Annotated in this window: 20 protein-coding genes and 1 other RNA gene; 8 read left to right on the forward strand and 13 right to left on the reverse strand. The window is 63.3% G+C overall.

What is annotated here, in order from left to right:
* Positions 1-16: 16 nt before the first annotated feature.
* Positions 17-955: an NAD(+) diphosphatase gene (nudC, locus tag AB7813_RS23310; RefSeq protein WP_089263648.1), complete on the reverse strand. Its 939-nt coding sequence runs from the start codon at positions 953-955 to the stop codon at positions 17-19.
* Positions 956-960: 5 nt separating this feature from the next.
* Positions 961-1,383, reverse strand: a complete 423-nt coding sequence (locus tag AB7813_RS23315; RefSeq protein WP_068732762.1) for an HIT domain-containing protein — start codon at positions 1,381-1,383, stop codon at positions 961-963.
* Between the two features lie 180 nt (positions 1,384-1,563).
* Here AB7813_RS23315 and ffs point away from each other — a divergent pair.
* The 5 genes from ffs to AB7813_RS23340 all read left to right on the forward strand — a co-directional run bounded on the left by ffs (position 1,564) and on the right by AB7813_RS23340 (position 5,117).
* Positions 1,564-1,660: signal recognition particle sRNA small type (gene ffs, locus AB7813_RS23320), an RNA gene on the forward strand.
* Positions 1,661-1,830: 170 nt separating this feature from the next.
* Complete coding sequence (locus AB7813_RS23325; RefSeq protein WP_441228496.1) at positions 1,831-3,708, forward strand: DNA polymerase III subunit gamma/tau; 1,878 nt, start codon at positions 1,831-1,833, stop codon at positions 3,706-3,708.
* Positions 3,709-3,729: 21 nt separating this feature from the next.
* Positions 3,730-4,050, forward strand: a complete 321-nt coding sequence (locus tag AB7813_RS23330; protein WP_089262819.1) for a YbaB/EbfC family nucleoid-associated protein — start codon at positions 3,730-3,732, stop codon at positions 4,048-4,050.
* A gap of 1 nt (position 4,051) precedes the next feature.
* A complete protein-coding gene (gene recR, locus AB7813_RS23335; protein ID WP_089262818.1) occupies positions 4,052-4,654 on the forward strand; it encodes a recombination mediator RecR in 603 nt (200 codons plus the stop codon).
* A 16-nt stretch (positions 4,655-4,670) separates the two neighbouring features.
* Positions 4,671-5,117, forward strand: a complete 447-nt coding sequence (locus tag AB7813_RS23340) for a hypothetical protein (RefSeq protein WP_309947918.1) — start codon at positions 4,671-4,673, stop codon at positions 5,115-5,117.
* Positions 5,118-5,128: 11 nt separating this feature from the next.
* Here AB7813_RS23340 and AB7813_RS23345 read toward each other — a convergent pair whose 3' ends face one another.
* Positions 5,129-6,496 carry an AmpG family muropeptide MFS transporter gene (locus AB7813_RS23345; RefSeq protein ID WP_441228497.1) on the reverse strand — a complete coding sequence of 456 codons (1,368 nt, stop codon included), beginning with the start codon at positions 6,494-6,496 and terminating at the stop codon, positions 5,129-5,131.
* Positions 6,497-6,536: 40 nt separating this feature from the next.
* Positions 6,537-7,751 (reverse strand): DNA recombination protein RmuC, encoded by a 1,215-nt coding sequence (locus tag AB7813_RS23350; RefSeq protein ID WP_120288250.1) that lies wholly within the window; start codon positions 7,749-7,751, stop codon positions 6,537-6,539.
* Positions 7,752-7,982: 231 nt separating this feature from the next.
* Here AB7813_RS23350 and def point away from each other — a divergent pair, with 231 nt between their 5' ends.
* From def to truA, 3 genes are read left to right on the forward strand one after another with little or no spacing between them, the layout of a single operon-like run.
* Positions 7,983-8,504: a peptide deformylase gene (gene def, locus AB7813_RS23355; protein ID WP_175368577.1), complete on the forward strand. Its 522-nt coding sequence runs from the start codon at positions 7,983-7,985 to the stop codon at positions 8,502-8,504.
* Between the two features lie 39 nt (positions 8,505-8,543).
* Positions 8,544-9,476: a methionyl-tRNA formyltransferase gene (gene fmt / locus AB7813_RS23360; RefSeq protein ID WP_441228498.1), complete on the forward strand. Its 933-nt coding sequence runs from the start codon at positions 8,544-8,546 to the stop codon at positions 9,474-9,476.
* The gene (gene truA, locus AB7813_RS23365) at positions 9,476-10,216 is read left to right on the forward strand and encodes a tRNA pseudouridine(38-40) synthase TruA (RefSeq protein WP_184513178.1); all 741 of its coding nucleotides are present in this window, start codon (positions 9,476-9,478) and stop codon (positions 10,214-10,216) included. The genes fmt and truA overlap by 1 nt, the downstream gene beginning before the upstream one ends.
* On the opposite strand, the gene AB7813_RS23370 is transcribed toward truA, so the two are convergent.
* From AB7813_RS23370 to yihA, 9 genes are all read right to left on the reverse strand, one after another.
* On the reverse strand, positions 10,213-10,773 hold the full coding sequence (locus tag AB7813_RS23370) for a phosphorylase family protein (protein WP_441228499.1): 561 nt from the start codon (positions 10,771-10,773) through the stop codon (positions 10,213-10,215). The genes truA and AB7813_RS23370 overlap by 4 nt on opposite strands.
* The gene (gene dapE / locus AB7813_RS23375; RefSeq protein WP_441228500.1) at positions 10,770-11,939 is read right to left on the reverse strand and encodes a succinyl-diaminopimelate desuccinylase; all 1,170 of its coding nucleotides are present in this window, start codon (positions 11,937-11,939) and stop codon (positions 10,770-10,772) included. Before dapE ends, AB7813_RS23370 begins: the two co-directional genes overlap by 4 nt.
* The gene (locus tag AB7813_RS23380; protein ID WP_441228501.1) at positions 11,939-12,415 is read right to left on the reverse strand and encodes a DUF805 domain-containing protein; all 477 of its coding nucleotides are present in this window, start codon (positions 12,413-12,415) and stop codon (positions 11,939-11,941) included. The genes dapE and AB7813_RS23380 overlap by 1 nt, the downstream gene beginning before the upstream one ends.
* A gap of 69 nt (positions 12,416-12,484) precedes the next feature.
* Complete coding sequence (gene dapD / locus AB7813_RS23385) at positions 12,485-13,330, reverse strand: 2,3,4,5-tetrahydropyridine-2,6-dicarboxylate N-succinyltransferase (RefSeq protein WP_231078267.1); 846 nt, start codon at positions 13,328-13,330, stop codon at positions 12,485-12,487.
* A 100-nt stretch (positions 13,331-13,430) separates the two neighbouring features.
* Positions 13,431-14,138: a pyrimidine 5'-nucleotidase gene (locus AB7813_RS23390; RefSeq protein ID WP_441228502.1), complete on the reverse strand. Its 708-nt coding sequence runs from the start codon at positions 14,136-14,138 to the stop codon at positions 13,431-13,433.
* A 23-nt stretch (positions 14,139-14,161) separates the two neighbouring features.
* Positions 14,162-15,145: a DUF1036 domain-containing protein gene (locus AB7813_RS23395; protein ID WP_441228503.1), complete on the reverse strand. Its 984-nt coding sequence runs from the start codon at positions 15,143-15,145 to the stop codon at positions 14,162-14,164.
* Between the two features lie 80 nt (positions 15,146-15,225).
* On the reverse strand, positions 15,226-16,122 hold the full coding sequence (gene argB, locus AB7813_RS23400; RefSeq protein WP_120288257.1) for an acetylglutamate kinase: 897 nt from the start codon (positions 16,120-16,122) through the stop codon (positions 15,226-15,228).
* 92 nt (positions 16,123-16,214) lie between these two features.
* Positions 16,215-16,592, reverse strand: a complete 378-nt coding sequence (locus AB7813_RS23405) for a DUF423 domain-containing protein (protein WP_441228504.1) — start codon at positions 16,590-16,592, stop codon at positions 16,215-16,217.
* Positions 16,592-17,242 (reverse strand): ribosome biogenesis GTP-binding protein YihA/YsxC, encoded by a 651-nt coding sequence (yihA, locus tag AB7813_RS23410; protein WP_089262794.1) that lies wholly within the window; start codon positions 17,240-17,242, stop codon positions 16,592-16,594. The genes AB7813_RS23405 and yihA overlap by 1 nt, the downstream gene beginning before the upstream one ends.
* Positions 17,243-17,275: the final 33 nt, after the last annotated feature.

The following is a 17,275-nucleotide window of genomic DNA, read 5'->3' on the forward strand; positions in this document are numbered from 1 at the left end:
AGGATTCCCCGTGTGGTCAGGCTTGGTCGGGATGCAGCCAGCGACCGAGCAGATGATGCGCGATGGCGAATGGGTGCGGCCCCGCGAGCCCGTCCGGGTGTTCGCGTTTCCACATCAGCATCGCCTCGTCACGGTCAAACCACCGGGCGTCCTCAAGTTCCATCTTGTCGACGGTAATCTCGTCGCTGATGGCGCGCGCCGAACAGCCGATCATCAGGGATGACGGGTAGGGCCAGGGCTGCGTCATGTAATAGGTGACGTCGGTACAGCGGATGCCGGATTCCTCGAAGATCTCGCGCTTCACCGCGTCCTCGATGGTCTCGGCCGCTTCGACGAAACCGGCAAGGCACGAATACATGCCCGGAGCGAACTGCTTCTGGCGGCCGAGCAGGCACTTGTCGCCCTTCTCCACCAGCATGATGACGACAGGATCGGTACGCGGGAAATGCTCGGTCTTGCAGCTCGGGCAAACGCGCTTCCAGCCGCCTTCGGCCATCGACGACTTGGTGCCGCAATTGGCGCAAAACCCATGGCGCTGATGCCAGGAGACGAGCGACTTGGCCTGTGCAACCGCCGAAAGCTGCTCCGGCGGCACCATACCCTGCATGGCCATGCCGCGGAGTTCGCTGACGACGACATCGTCGCGGGTCAGCAGCTTTTCCACTGCGGGTGCGCCGATGCCCATGCCGAATACGGCATCGCCATCACGCAAGCCGAGAAAGACGGTGCCGGGATTGGCGCCGAATTTCAGCGCCTCGTCGATGGTCAGCAGCGCGCGCTGGGCATCGCCATCCTTCTTCATGACCAGCGAGTCGCGGTAGATCACATAAGCGCGCGAGGAGCTTTTGCCCTCCAGCGCGAACAGTTTCTCGTCGCTGAAGCGCAGGTGGGCGGCGCGATCGAGCGTGTTGGAGACGAAGGCCGGATGGCCGAGCGGAAACATGGTGCTTGTCATGATGGTCAACCGAGCCAGATCTTGCGGCGGAGTTCTGAGATGAAGCGCTGCACTTCTGCCGCGTCATGGGCGAGTGGTGGCATCACGCCCCAGATCGGCCGCGGCCAGGCGGCATCGGTCTTGCGGCGCGCGATGATATGGACGTGCAGCTGCGGCACCATGTTGCCGAGCGCCGCGACATTGAGCTTGTCGCATTTGGTGATTTCTTTGAGTGCGCGGCCGACGCGGTTGATCTCGGTCATCAACTGGCCCTGGGCGACCTCGTCGAGATCGATGATCTCGGTCGTGTCGGCGCGGCGCGGCACCAGCATCAGCCAGGGGTAGTGCGCGTCCTTCACCACCAGCACGCGGCTGAGGGGGAGGTCGCCGATGTCGATGGTGTCTTGTTGCAGCTGCTCGTGCAGCGACCAGGAGGAGGGAGCGGCCATTCTGACTCTCGATTAAGGCGTACAGCGTCGCAGGAAGCGGCTGCGCAGACAACTCCCGTCATGGCCGGTTTTGCGCGTCTGGACCACGTTTTCTTGCGACTTTCCTGCGCAAAACTTGCGGCGGACTTGCGACACGCGCCGCGCTTGCTTTCCGACCATTTTGGCCCCAAATAAGCACCGGGAGATTGGCGGTGGACGAGCCACTCGCCAATCGGGTCAGGTCCGGAAGGAAGCAGCCCTAACGAGATCCGGATCGGGTCGCTCGTCAGTCTCCTACTTGTTTTATCGAGCAAATTCAGCGTCCTGCACATGGGTCGTTAGCTCGGTGGGCGCCTTGTTCGATGAGTGAGGCAGCATCGAAGGCCGGAACCTGTGTCCCGTTCCGCCTATGATGCGCCAGATGTTCCGCAAGCCGGCTTTACGAGACAACACATTGCGGATTCCTCGATGACCGACGCTGGCACGTCCCCTCCTGATGATCACCAGAGCGGTTTCGATATGGGCGTTGCCCCGGCGCCTGCTGCCGCCACGCCCTATCGCGTGCTCGCGCGTAAATACCGCCCCGGCAGTTTCGACGATCTGATCGGCCAGGACGCGCTGGTCCGCACCGTTTCCAACGCGTTCGAGACCGGCCGCATTCCGCAGGCCTGGATCCTTACCGGTGTCCGCGGTGTCGGCAAGACAACGACGGCGCGTATTCTGGCGCGCGCGCTAAATTATGAAATGGCCGATGGCTCGGTCAAAGGGCCGACCATCCACATGCCAACGCCGGGCATTCACTGCCAGGCGATCATGGAAAGCCGGCATATCGACATTCTCGAAATGGACGCCGCGAGCCACACCGGCGTCGACGATGTCCGCCAGATCAACGACAGCGTGCGCTATGCGCCCTCCAGCGCGCGCTACAAGGTCTACATCATCGACGAAGTCCACATGCTGTCGACCGCCGCCTTCAACGCGTTCCTGAAGACGCTGGAAGAGCCGCCGGAACACGCCAAGTTCGTGTTCGCCACCACCGAAATCCGCAAGGTGCCGGTGACGGTGCTGTCGCGCTGTCAGCGCTTCGACCTGCGCCGCGTCGATGCCGACGTGCTGATGTCGCATCTGTCGAACATCGCGGGCAAAGAGAATGTCGAGGTCGAGCCGGAAGCGCTGGGCATCATCGCCCGCGCCGCCGAAGGCTCAGTGCGCGATTCGCTGTCGCTGTTCGATCAGGCCATTGCGCATGCCGCGGGCACCGTGCGCGCCGATGCCGTCCGGCAGATGCTCGGCCTTGCTGACCGCACCCGCGTGATCGACTTGTTCGATTCGCTGGCGCGCGGTGACATCGCCAGTGCATTTAAGGAATTTCGCGAACAATACGACGTCGGCGCTGATCCGATTGTGGTGCTGAGCGATCTTGCCGAATTCGTCAATTTCGTTACCCGCGTGAAGATCGTGCCGGCAACCGCCGACAATGTCGCGTTTGGAGAGACCGAACGTCTGCGCGCGCGCGATTTCGCCTCGAAGCTGTCGATGCGGGTGCTGTCGCGGATGTGGCAGATGCTGCTCAAGGGCATCACCGAGGTGCAGGGCGCGACGCGTCCCGCCGCCGCCGCAGAGATGGTGCTGGTGCGCATCGCTTACGTTGCCGATCTGCCGACGCCGGATGAAGCGATCCGGATGCTCGACCAGAATGGCGGGACGTCGCCGATGATCCCAACGAATGGTGGAGGCCGTGTCGCGCCATCGTCCGCTCCGTCGGCATCTTTGCCGTCAGCGCAGATGCCGTCCGCCATGCCGACGATGTCAGCGAGTGCGTCGCGTGGTCCGACCATGCAGCGCGGCGGCGCGGAACCATCGCCGCGGCCGCAAGTCGGCATGGCAGATGTACCGCCCGCAGCGGTGCTGAAGATTTCCACCTTCCCTGAACTTGTCGCACTGGCCGGCGAGAAACGCGACCTGATGGTGCGCGGGGCGCTCGAAGCCGATGTGCGCCTGATCAAGATCGAAGACGGGCGGCTTGAGCTGGCGATGGAGCGCACCGCGTCGCGCACGCTGATCAACGATCTGTCGCGGAAGCTCGAACAGTGGACCGGCCGGCGTTGGGCCGTGATCGTGTCCAACGAGCAGGGACAGCCGACGCTGCGCGATCAGCAGCTCGAGCAGAAAAACGAACGCCAGCGCGCGGCGGAAGCCGATCCGCGGGTCAAGGAAGTGCTGGCGCGGTTTCCGCGTGCGAAGGTCGAGGTTCGTGTCATCGCCCCTGAGCCGCCGGACTTCAACGGCAGCGATAGCGACCTGATCAGCGATGACGCGACCGACGGTCTCAACGACGACGATTAATCGAACTGCGAAGGAAAACTCATGGCTGATTTTCTCGGCATGATGAAACAGGCAGCGCAGCTGCAATCGAAGATGAAGGCGATGCAGGACGAGCTCGACCATGTCGAGGTCGAAGGCATTTCCGGCGGTGGTCTCGTGTCGGTCCGCATGACCGCGAAGACCGAGGTGAAGGCCGTGAAGATCGACCCGTCGCTGGTCAAAGCCGATGAAGTCGAGATTCTGGAAGACCTACTGGTGACTGCATTGGGCGATGCGCGCCGGAAGGCGGAAGCCGCGATGCAGGAGAAGATGCAGGCGCTGACCGGCGGCCTCGGTCTGCCACCGGGGATGGGCCTCACCTGAGATGGCATCCACGGCTGGCCCGGAAATCGAGCGCCTGATTCAACTGCTGGCGCGGCTGCCCGGGCTTGGCCCGCGCTCGGCCCGGCGTGCTGCGTTGCATCTGATCAAGAAGCGCGAGGCGCTGATGACGCCGCTGGCCGGTGCCTTGCAGGTCGCGATCGACCGTATTCAGGTCTGCAAGGTCTGCAGCAATATCGACACGCAGAATCCCTGCACCATCTGCACGGACCCGCGCCGTGATCCCTCAACCATCGTGGTGGTCGCCGATGTCGCGGACTTGTGGGCGCTCGAACGCGCCCATGCGACGACGGGCAAATATCATGTATTGGGTGCAACGCTGTCGCCGCTCGACGGCGTCGGCCCGCAGGATCTGACCATCGACGCGCTGGTGTCACGTGCGCATGATTCAGAGGTGAGCGAAATCATCCTGGCGCTGAATGCGACGGTTGATGGGCAGACCACGGCACATTACATCACCGACCTCCTGCAGGAAGCCAATGTGAAGGTGACGCGGCTGGCGCATGGCGTGCCGGTTGGTGGTGAACTCGATTATCTCGACGAAGGCACGCTGTCGGCAGCAATGCGACAGCGGACGCTGTTTTAAGACTGGAAGAGCATTGATGACACGATATGACTTGAAGGCTTTGCCGACCTGGGCCGCTGCGATTTGTGCGGCCGGCCTGTTTGCTACGGCTGCCAGAGGCGCGACCGAAACGCCGGCTCCGCCAGCCGCACCGGTGGCACCGAAGACTATGAAGATCGGCGATGTGCTGACCGGGCAGCTCAACGCCATGCGCAGCCGCGATGCCAAGGGCAAGCGCACCAATGTGTATCAAGTGGTCAGCGAGCCGCGTCGGCTGCCGGCGCCTGCAGGGCTGTGCAATCTTGAGACCGGACCTGAGACGTTCGAGATCGTCGTGGCCAATGACGCGCAGGCCACGCAGCTGAAGAAACTTGTCGGCAAGGAAGTGGCGCTCAAGGTTGCTGAAGTCACCTGCGCCGAGCAGGCCGGGCAGATGAGTGAAGCGCTCGTGACGAAATGGAGCGTGGTGACGAAGCCGAACTGAGTTCGCTTCGGTTAAACCCGCACCGGCCCCAGCATCTCGAAATGCGCGCGGCGCTGCAGCCAGATCAGCAGGATCAGGCTCGGTACCGCGACCACCACGCTGATGACGAAGAACATCGGCCATCCCGTCGCCTGCGCAACGTAACCTGCGCCTGCCGAGAGATAGGTGCGCCCGACCGCGGCGAGCGCCGTGAGCAGCGCATATTGCGTGGCTGTGTGCAGCGGGTTTTTGCACAGCGCCGAAAGGTAGGCGACGAAGATCACCGTGCCGATGGCACTTGTGAAGTTCTCGACCGAGATGGCCAGTGCCAGCGCCCATTGATTGACGCCGACGATGGCGAGCCATGAGAAGGCGAGATTGGACAGCGCCTGCAACACAGCGCCGATCCACAGGCTCGCCGCCAGTGAATAGCGCCGCGCGACAAAACCTCCAGCGAAGCCGCCGATCAGCGTGGCGGCAAGGCCGACGCCTTTGACGATGGCGGCGTAGTCGTTGCGGGTGAAGCCGAGATCGATCACGAACGGCGCCGTCATGGTGCCGGAAAATGCGTCGGTGAATTTGAACAGCACCACGAACGCCAGCGCGGCCCAGGCGTCCTTGCGGGCCAGAAACTCGGAGAACGCGCCGATTGCAGCCTGCAGCACGCGCGTGAAGGCGCTGTCGCCGCGCGTGGCGGCTTCGGCCTGCGCGGATTGCTCGGGCTCGGTGGCCGCAAGCGCTGTGACCGTGCCGATCAGCACCATCGCAGCCATCGCCACATAGCCCCACATCCATGCGGTGGAGCGCGCGATGCCGGTGCTCTCGAAGGCGCTGACCAGAAACAGCACGCCGGCGGTGGAGATCAGCATGCCGATGCGATAGGCCGCGACATAGGACGCCATGCCGGCCGCCTGTTCGCTCTCCGGCAGGCTCTCCACACGAAACGCATCGACGACAATGTCCTGCGTCGATGACATCGCAGCGACCAGCAGCGCACCAAGGGCGACGAACAGTGGCGAGCGGGCGGGGTCGGTCAGTGCAAGGAGCAGGATCGCGCCGATAAGCAACAGTTGCGAGAACACCAGCCAGCCACGGCGGCGGCCGAATTGCCGCGTGAAGAACGGCACATGCAGCGCATCGACCAGCGGCGCCCAAAGGAATTTCAGCGTGTAGGGCGTGCCGACGAGGGCGAACAACCCGATGGTACCGAGATCGACGCCGGATTCGCGCATCCACACCAGCAGGGTCGAGCCGGACAGCGCGAGCGGCAGGCCCGACGACAGGCCAAGCAGCAGCACGATCAGGACTCGCGGCTGCAGGTAAACCGCCATGCTCTCGCGCCAGGTGGCGCGGGGCTTCAGGGCGTGGGCGGCTTCGGACGAGTCAGGCGCGTTGGTCATGGGGAAGGGTTAGCAGATTCGGGAGGAAGCGGCCTGTGGCCTATTCCCCTGCCTGAATCTTGCGCGGCAGCGGCGCGAACATGTCGGGGGCGGCGGTCTTCGCGATGACCGGGGCTACCTCGGCCGCCGGCTCGCTCTTGCTGAAATCCAGTTCCTCGATGCGGCCGGCGCGCTTCTCGATCTTATCGGCGGAGATCAGGATCTGGCGGACGTCCTCATTGGCCTGCCCGAAATGCGTCTGCAGCTTCATCACGCGATCGCGCAACCGGGTGAGGTCGTCGCCCAGATTCAGTACCTCGGTGCGGATCTGGTCGGCGGCGTCGCGCATCCGCGCGTCCTTCAGGATTTGCTGCATCACCTGGATAGCCAGCATCAGCAGCGAGGGGGAAACCAGCACGACGCGGGCGCGATAGGCCTTTTGGATGATGTCGTCGAAGCCGTCATGGATTTCCGCATAGACGGACTCCGATGGCACGAACATCAGCGCGGTGTCCTGCGTCTCGCCGGCCACCAGATACTTCTCGGCGATGTCGGTGACATGTTTCATCACGTCCGCGCGCAAGCGCTGCGCTGCGTATTTCTTCTCGTCATCGCTGCGCGCGTCATGCAGCGCCGTGACGGCTTCCAAAGGGAATTTTGCGTCGATGCACAGCGGGCGCTGGTCCGGCAGGAAGATCACGCAATCCGGCCTCTTACCCGACGACAGCGTGTGCTGGAACGCATAGGCGCCGCTCGGCATGCCGTCCTTCACGATACTTTCCATCCGCGCCTGACCGAAGGCGCCGCGTGACTGCTTGTTGGCGAGCACGTCGCGGAGCGTCGTCACCTGCGAGGTAAGGTCGGTGAGGTTCTTGTGGGCGTTGTCGATGATGCCCAGGCGCTCATGCAGCGCGCTCAGGCTTTCCATCGTGTTGCGCGTGGTCTGTTCCATGGACTGGCCGACGCGATGGGTCACGGAGTCCAGTCGCTCGGACACCGCGCGCGCCATGTCGGCCTGACGGCCTGCCAAGGCCTGGCCCATGGCGTCGACGCGGCCGGTGGCCTCGTTCTGCGCCTTCAGCACTTCGCTGAGGCGTTCTTCCAGTTCGTCGGCGCGGATCGCCTGGGCCATGGCCATGGCGGCGCCGCGGCTACCGGAGCGAGCGATGATGATGGCGATGGTGAGCAGCAAACCCAGCGCCAGAGCACTGAAGCCCATCAATGCCACGCCGGCGGTGACCGGCATGTCGCCGATCATGAAAAGAATCTCGTTCATCCCATCCTTGTAGCCGATTCGGTCGACCGCGCGAACGAAGAGGGAACGTTTGTGGTTAATGAAAGATGAATTTTCCTGGTTAACCCAAGCCTAAGAAATGTGGTTAAGCGGACCTTAACCGGCATGGTTAACCGCGCCTCAATTTTCATGGTTGGCGGGGAGTTAACGTCCTTCAAAGTCCAGCTTTTCCAGCGGATTGACCCGGACCGGCGCGCAGATTAAATCGCCGCCATGGCCATTCGTGAAATCATTATCCTGCCCGACAAACAGTTGCGGCTGATCTCCAAACCAGTCGAGAAGGTGACGTCAGAGGTGCGCAAGCTCGCCGACGACATGTTCGAGACGATGTATGACGCACCCGGGATCGGGCTGGCGGCGATCCAGATCGCGGTTCCGCTGCGGCTGATCACCATGGACATCGCCAAGAAGGACGATGAGGAGGACGGCAAGAAGCCGCGTGTCTTTATCAATCCGGAGGTCATCTCGGCCTCGGAAGAGCTCTCGGTCTATGAGGAAGGCTGCCTGTCGATTCCCGAATATTACGAGGAAGTGGAACGCCCGGCGACAGTGCGGATCCGTTATATGGACCTCGACGGCAAGACCATCGAGGAAGAGGCCTCAGGCCTGTTCGCGACCTGCATTCAGCACGAGATCGACCATCTCAATGGCGTGCTGTTCGTCGATTACCTGTCCAAGCTGAAGCGCGACCGCGTGCTGAAGAAGTTCACCAAGCTCGCCAAGCGCGCGGAGTAGGTTTCTCCGCTCGACGCTGCAACAGATCGGCTCCGACCTATGTCGCTTCGTTTGATCTTCATGGGCACGCCGGATTTCGCGGTGCCGACGCTGCTCGAACTCGTGGCCCATGGCCATGAGATCGTGGCGGTCTATACCCGCGAAGCAAAGCCCGCGGGCCGTGGCATGAAGCTGCAGCCGACGCCCGTGGCGCGCGAGGCGGAACGGCTCGGCATTCCCGTGTTCACGCCGAAGACGCTGCGGACGCCGGAAGCCGAAGCCGAGTTCCGGTCGCATGAGGCCGAGGCTGCGGTCGTCGTCGCCTACGGCATGATCCTGCCGCAGAACATTCTCGATGTGCCGCCCTTAGGTTGCTTCAACCTGCACGGCTCGCTACTGCCGCGCTGGCGCGGCGCGGCGCCGATCAATCGTGCCATCATGGAGGGCGACGCCGAGAGCGGCGTCATGGTGATGAAGATGGATATCGGCCTCGACACCGGCGATGTCGCCATGGCCGAGCGCCTGGCGATCACCGATGCGATGACGGCGCTGGACCTGCACGATGCGCAGGCGCCGCTTGGTGCCGACTTGATGGTGCGGGCCATGGGTGCGCTGGAAAGGGGACGGCTGAGCCTGACCCCGCAGAGCGCAGACGGCGTCACCTACGCGGCCAAGATCGACAAGACCGAGGCCAAGATCGACTGGTCGAAGCCGGCGCGCGACGTGCTTCGGCATTGTCATGGCCTGTCGCCGTTTCCCGGCGCGTGGTGCGAAGTGCCGATCGAGGGCGAGGCGGTGCGCGTGAAGGTTCTGCGCTGCGAGCTCGCAAAGGGCGCGGGCGCGCCCGGCGAGATCATCGACGATCAGCTCACCGTCGCCTGCGGCGAGGGCGCGATCCGGATCATCGACCTGCAGCGCGCCGGCAAGCAGCCGATGAAGGCCAGTGAATTTCTGCGTGGCACGCCGCTGAAGCCGCCTCTGCGGGTGGGCTGATGCCGCGCTACAAGATGATCATCGAATATGACGGCGCGCCATTTTCCGGATGGCAGGTGCAGGCCAACGCGACGCTGACCGTACAGGGCGCGCTGGAGCGTGCCGCCGAGGCCATTTGCGGCGAGCCGATCCGCGTCCATGGCGCCGGTCGCACCGATGCCGGCGTCCATGCGCTCGGCCAGGTCGCCCATTGCGACGTGCCGAAAGTGCTGGTGCCGGGTCGCTTTCGCGATGGCATGAATGCCCATCTGCGGCCGCATCCGGTCGGCGTGCTGTCGGCGGATATCGTGCCGGATGATTTCGAGGCGCGGTTCTCGGCCATCAAACGCCACTATGTCTATCGCATCACCAATCGTCGCGCGAACCTCGCCGTCGATGCCGGCCGGGTCTGGCGCGTGCCGCGCCCGCTCGATGTCGCTGCCATGAGCGAGGCTGCGAAGCGTTTGCTCGGTCGACACGACTTCACGACCTTTCGCGATACCGAATGCCAGGCCAAGTCGCCGATCCGCACGCTCGATCAGCTCGATGTGGTGCAGAACGGTGAGGCGATCACCATCACCACCTCCGCACGCTCGTTCCTGCACAGCCAGGTGCGCTCGATGGTTGGCTCACTGGTCTGGGTCGGCAACGGCCGCTGGACGCCGGACGATCTGGCTGCGGCGCTTGCCGCGAAGGACCGCAGCGCCTGCGGCATCGTGGCGCCGCCGGATGGGCTGTATCTGGTAAAGGTCGACTACTAGACCTTTACGCCCTTCATCGCGTCCCAGAACAGATCCTGGCCATTGGCGACATTGGCCGTCCAGTGTTCATGTGCGAAATCATTGGCGTCGTCGGTGATGAACTTGAAGGCGCGCCAGCGGATGCCATGGCGCAGGCAGACCTGCGCGATGGCAAACAGTTCCATATCGACGATGTCGACATTGTTCGTCACCAGCCAAGGATCGGTGGAGGTGACGAAACTGTCACCGCTGCCGCAGATCACGCCGCGCTGGCCCGAGACCAGGCGGTCGAGATCGGGCGCAAAGGGCGTGCGGCCGCGCGGCGCCAACGGCTCGGCATTCATGTCGCGCTGGATCACGTCGCTGACCTCGACGAGGCCGTTGAGTTTGGTGTTTAGCTTGCCGGCGGTGCCGTAGTTCACGACGAGCTTGGGCTGCATTGCCTGCACCGCCTGAAGTGTTGCGATCGTGGTGTTGATCTTGCCGACGCCGGTGAAAATCACCTCGATCTCGGCAGGCGCGCGTGATTTGTCGAGCTCGCTTTCGAGCGCGGTGAGGACGAGAATCTTGCCGTTCATGCGAAATACCGATCCAGCACGCCACGATAGATTTGGGTGAGCTTCTCCAGATCGGCAACCTTCGTGTGTTCGTCGATCTGATGCATGGTCTGACCGACCAGGCCGAATTCAATCACCGGGCAGTAGTTCTTGATGAAGCGCGCATCCGAGGTTCCGCCGCCCGTGTTGAGATCCGGTATGCGGCCGGTGACATCCTTGATCGCGGCGACGACCGTATCGGTAAAGGCGCCGGGCTTTGTGACGAAGCTGTCCGAATTGCTCGGCTCCCAGATCACATGCGCGCGAATGCGATTGCCGGCGGCAGTTGCGACGCGTGCATCGATCAGGTCGCGCAATGACGCCTGCGTGTGATGGTCGTTGAAGCGGATATTGAACTTCGCCCGCGCTTGCGCGGGGATGACGTTGGTCGCCTTGTTGCCGACATCCACCGAGGTGAATTCGAGATTGGACGGCTGAAACTGCGCATTGCCCTGATCGAGCGGATCGCTGCTCAGCGCTGTGATCAACGCGGCGATATCCGGTACCGGATTCGATGCGCGATGCGGATAGGCGACATGGCCCTGCACGCCATCGACGACCAGCGTGCCTGATTGCGACCCGCGGCGTCCGATCTTGATGGTGTCGCCCATCTCCTCGACATTCGAGGGCTCGCCGACGATGCAATGATCGAACTGTTCGCCACGCTCGGCCGCCCATTGGAGCAGCTTCACGGTGCCATTGACGGCAATGCCTTCTTCGTCGCCGGTGATCAGGAAGGAGATCGAACCGCCGCTATCCTTTTGCGGCTTGCCGTCATTCGCCGCCAGATAGTCCAGCACGGCGGCGACTGACGCGGCGATGCCACCCTTCATGTCCACCGCGCCGCGGCCGTAGAGCAGGCCGTTCGTCACGTCGCCGGAGAAAGCGCCATGGGTCCACGCCGCTTCATCACCGGGCGGCACCACGTCGGTATGGCCAGCAAAACAGATATGCGGCGCGGAAGTCCCGATACGGGCATAGAGGTTTTCGATGTCGGCGCTGCCTTCCTCGCTGAAGGTGATGCGGTGGACTTCGAAGCCGGCCGACGTCAGCAGGCTCTCGAGCACGCCGAGGGCGCCGGCGTCAGCAGGAGTGACTGAGGGGCAGCGGAGAAGATCTTGAGCGATGGAGAGAGCGTCGGTGGACATCAGACCCTTGGTGCAGTGGCAAGCGCGGCAAGCGGATCGGGACCGTATTCGTTCGGCCCGGCGGTGCCGCGCAGGAAGCCCAGTTCGACGATGGCCCAGATGGTCACGGCGAAGCTGGCGATATGAAAGACGAAGCTGGTGCTCGCGCTGCTGGTGCTGCCGATGCCGCTGAGGACGCTCGGCCCAAGCCAGAACACCAGGATCCACCAGCCGCTCTTCTCGCGGTCGTGCAGCCGCTTGATGCCGGTGGCGATGCCGGACCAGGTGCCGGCGACGATCAGGACGATGGCGGCCAGCCACAGCAGCAACGCGCCGCCGACCATGCTGAACAGCCGGTCGGTGTCGAATCCGCCGAGCCACATCACGGCAGCAGCCACGAAGGCGATCCAGGCCACTATGTAGATCAGGATCGCGAGCCAGTATTTGCCGCGGTTGATCCGTCCGGTGAAGCTGAAAAGCAGCGTGGTCCAGTCCATGGCAGCCCTCAATTCAACGGATCGGTCCGGTTTGCACGATGCTACGCGCAAACCGGACGAAACGACAAATCAGTCGCGCAGCAGTTCGTTGATGCTGGTCTTGGAGCGGGTGCGCTCGTCGACACGCTTGACGATCACGGCGCAGGCGGTGGAGGGGCCGATCTGACCGTTCTTCATCGGCTTGCCGGGCAGGTTGCCGGGGACCAGCACCGCATATTCCGGCACTTCGCCGACGAATACTTCGCCCGTCTCGCGATCGACGATCTTGGTCGATGCGCCCAGGAACACGCCCATGGCCAGCACCGCACCCTTGCGCACGATCACGCCTTCAGCGACTTCCGAGCGGGCGCCGATGAAGCAGTCGTCCTCGATGATCACCGGGCCGGCCTGCAGCGGCTCCAGCACGCCGCCGATGCCGACGCCGCCGGAAATGTGCACGCGCTTGCCGATCTGGGCGCAGGAGCCCACTGTCGACCAGGTGTCGACCATAGAGCTCTCATCGACATAGGCGCCGAGATTGACGAAAGACGGCATCAGCACGACGTTCTTGGCGATGAAGGCCGACTTGCGCACGATGGCGCCCGGCACAGAGCGGAAGCCGGCGTCGCGGAAGCTGTTGTCGCCCCATCCCTCGAACTTCGAGGGCACCTTGTCCCACCAGGCCGCGCCGCCGGGACCACCAGAGATCTGCGCCATGTCATTGAGGCGGAACGACAGCAGCACGGCCTTCTTCAGCCACTGGTTCACGGTCCACTTGCCGTCGTCTGCACGCACGGCGACGCGGGCCTCGCCCTTGTCGAGCAGGTTCAGCGCCTGATCGACGGCGTCGCGGACTTCACCCTTGGTTGAGGCGTTGACGTTATCGCGCGCGTCGAAGGCGGCATTGATGGTGGATTCGAGGGCGGTCAGCGACATCGCGATTTCCTTGGGCAGATCGTGGGTAAAAGGTGATTTCTTGAAGCTTTTGTCGGGATTTGGCCGGGGAGAGTCAAGACGCGCGGGCGGCCATCCCGTCCTACCGCGCCGCGTTCAGCGCGGCCAGAAAACCCGTCAGATCGTCGGTGACGTGGTCGATATGGTCGTCGTCGCGGCCTTCCAGCTCCCAGTCCTCGCGCACGACCTCCTTGGCCCCGTCGGGCACGATCAGCACGGTCGTCATGCCCAGTTTGTGCGGCACTACGAGATTGCGCGACAGGTCCTCGAACATGGCGGCCTTGGAGGGATCGACGCCGTGCAGGCGGAGGAACTTATCATAGGTCTGCTGAGCGGGCTTCGGTTCAAGATCGGCGGCGATGATGTCGAAGATCGCTTCGAACTGGTCGGCGAAACCGAGGCGCTCCAGTACCGCGCCGGCATGGGCGACCGAGCCGTTAGTCAGGATCAGTTTGCGGCCTGGCAGTTGTGCGATGGCGGCGCCCATCACCGGATTGGGCTCGAGCGGCGAATGATCGATCTCGTGGACGAAAGCCAGAAAGTCGTCGGCGCGGACGCCGTGTTCGGTCATCATGCCGCGCATGGTAGTGCCGTAACGCTTGTAATAGTCCTTCTGAACCTTGAAGGCCGCGTCGGGCGAAATCCTGAGGAAGTTCGCGACGAAGTCGCGGATCTTGCCATCGACCTGCTGCCACAGGTTCACCTGGTGCGGATACAGCGTGTTGTCGAGATCGAACACCCATGTCTCGACATGGGTGAAGGCGCGCGGCGATTTGGTCGGCAGGGTCATTGATTGTCTCTGTTGTCCGGTCGTCACGGCGTCGCAAAGCGCAGCGTCTTGCCGCCGCCGGACATATCGACGATGGCGAAGCCGGCGCTGGTGAGGCCGCGGGTATTGCAGTCACTGTGTTCGCGAATCTCGAATTTGCTCTCGCGTGTGCACAGCATGCGAACGCCGCCCCAGTTCAGCGGCTTGTCGTTGAGCTTAATGGCACGGCCATTGTCGTCGACGGCCTCGGCGAAACTGAGGATCTGGCGGGGTTGGCCGACAATATCCGGTCGCAGGCATTTGCCTGGCTCGATGCGATACCAGCCGCGGCTGACAACGCCCTTGCCATCATCGGTCGCGACTGACGCCATCACCTTGTAGGACGTGTCGTTGCACCAGGTCAGGCCTGTTGCGGAGGGCGCCTGCACGGCGGCGATCATTGTCTCGAAGAAATTCGGCGTTGAAACCACATCGGCAGCAAGACTACGGCTCTTGAGGAAGGACGAGAGCGCGCTCTGGGTCTTCGGCCCATCCACGCCGTCGATGGGCGCGGCGTCGTAACCGGCGATCACCAGCAAGCGCTGGATCGCGGCGAGCTTGGCCTGTTCGTCGTCATATTCGCTGTCTTCCGCGAGATAGGCGACCATGTTGCCGTCGTCGGTCTGCGTCGGCTTGATCATCGTGAACGGCACTTGTGACTGTCCGGCACGGCATTGCCGGGCAGCAGCGATGACGAAGTTATCCGGCGCGATGCACAGGTTGTCGGTGCCGTTCTGCGCCACGGGTGAGGCGCCGTAGATGCTGAGCGCGCGGGCATGCAGCAGGATGCGGTCGGCCGTCAGCGTGCCCTGTACGACGACACGACACTGTGCGGGGTCGATGCGAAACCAGCCGCGCGTCGCGGTAGCGCTCTTGTCGTCGATACCGATGGCGGCTTCGACGACATAACTCATGCGGTTGCAAAGTTTGAGATCGGCGCGGGCGGCCGTGCTGGCAAATAGCCAGATGATGCTGGCGAGAAGCGTCAACGATGTTTTTCGCGCCCACCAGCCAGACGCGAATGGCCGGGACAAGCCCGGCCATGACGACGTGTGGTGTGGTGTGTCCATCACTTGTGGATCAGTGTGCCCGTGCCCTGATTGGTGAAGAGTTCGAGCAGCACGGCATGGGGAGTCTTGCCATCGATGATGACGACGCCTTCGACACCCTGTTCGAGCGAGTAGATGCAGGTCTCGACCTTTGGGATCATGCCGCCGGAAATAGTGCCGTCAGCGATCAGCTTGCGGGCATCCTTGATCGACAATTCCGGGATCAGCTTCTTCGACTTGTCGAGCACGCCCGGCACGTCGGTGAGCAGAAGCAGGCGCTTGGCCTTCAGCGCGCCTGCCACGGCGCCGGCAAAGGTGTCGGCATTGACGTTGAAGGTCTTGCCGTCCTTGCTTGCTGCGAGCGGCGCCAGCACCGGGATCAGCTCATAGCCGATCAGCTGGTTGAGCAGCGTGAGATCGACCTTTTCCGGCTCGCCGACAAAGCCGAGATCGACCACCTTCTCGATGTTCGAATCGGGATCGACCATGGTGCGCGTCGCCTTCGACGCGGTGACCATGTTGCCGTCCTTGCCGCAGAGACCAACGGCCTTGCCGCCGGCTTCGTTGATGTAGCTGACGATCTGTTTGTTGATCGAGCCGGCCAGCACCATCTCGACGATCTCGATGGTCGCCGCGTCGGTGATGCGCAATCCGGCGGCGAATTCCGACTTGATGCCGAGGCGTGTCAGCATCTGCGCGATCTGCGGGCCGCCGCCATGCACGACCACCGGATTGATGGCGGTCTGTTCCAAGAGGACGATGTCGCGGGCAAATGCGCGGGCCGTATCCTCGGCGCCCATGGCGTGCCCGCCATATTTGATGACGATCGTCTCTTCGTCATATTGCTGCATGTGGGGCAGCGCCTCCGACAGGATGCGGGCCTGGTCGAGAGCACTGATGATGGGCGCGTCGGTCATGAAGCGGATCTCACGGTGAGCAATCTGCGGCGCGTTCTAGCCGATTGATTGCCGCCGCGCAAAGCATCGCTGCTCTGTCCAGTGGCCCGGCGTCAGGTGGGGCGCGGCCAAGCTGCGGATACCGCCAGCGCCAGCCAGCTCAGGATCAGCAGGGTGCCGCCGGTCGGCGCGGCCATTGTGAACAAGCCGTGACCGACATATTGGCGCAGGGTCAGGTCGCCGGCGAAGAGCGCGGCAGCGATGACGAAGCCGAAGGCGGCTGTCAGGCCGATCTGCAGATGGGCGACGCCGCGCTCGATCAGGGCGACGGCACCGAGAATGGCGGCGGCATGAAACAGCAGCATCGAGGAGGCCGAGGCCAGCCGCGTCGCGTCCGGCTGGTGCGCCGAAGCGGCGGCGAGAATGACGCCGTCGGCGCCCATCACGCCGGCCAGGATGACAAGAATGCGAAACAGGCTAAAACGGGACATCAGTTGCGCTCGTTCAACAGGCGGACCATTGCAGCCCGCAATTCGGCCATGCCGTCGCCGGTGCGCGACGATGTAACCAGCACGTCCGGAAAGGCTGCCGGATGAGTCCTCAACTCGGTGCGGACCTCTTCGAGCGTCTTTTCGAGTTCGCTCTTCTTCACCTGATCAGCCTTGGTCAGCACGATCTGGTAGCTGACCGCCGAACGATCGAGGGACTTGAGCACGTCGAGGTCGACATCCTTCAGGCCATGCCGGGAGTCGATGAGAACGTAGACGCGGGCGAGGCTCGCCCGGCCCTGGAGGAAATTGTAGATCAGCTTGGTCCAGGACGCGATCTTGACCTTGGGCGCGGAGGCATAGCCATAGCCGGGCATGTCGACGAGCCGGAAGTCGGAGCCATCGGGACCTTCGAAGAAGATCAGCTCCTGGGTGCGGCCCGGCGTATGCGAGGTCCGCGCCAGCGCGTTGCGCCCGGTCAGGGAGTTGATCAGGCTGGATTTGCCGACATTGGAGCGCCCGGCAAAGGCCACTTCCATCCCTGCCATTGGCGGGAGCGTCTCGATCGAGGGCGAGGCCCAGATGAACGTCCATTCGCCTGCGAAAAGCAGGCGGCCCTGTTCGATCAGCTTCGCATCGGTGTCAGTGGTCATGCGAAGTGGCTTTCTGTGCTGCTCCGGCCCTCA

Source organism: Tardiphaga sp. 20_F10_N6_6 (assembly GCF_052076045.1).
Taxonomy (GTDB): Bacteria; Pseudomonadota; Alphaproteobacteria; order Rhizobiales; family Xanthobacteraceae; genus Tardiphaga; species Tardiphaga robiniae.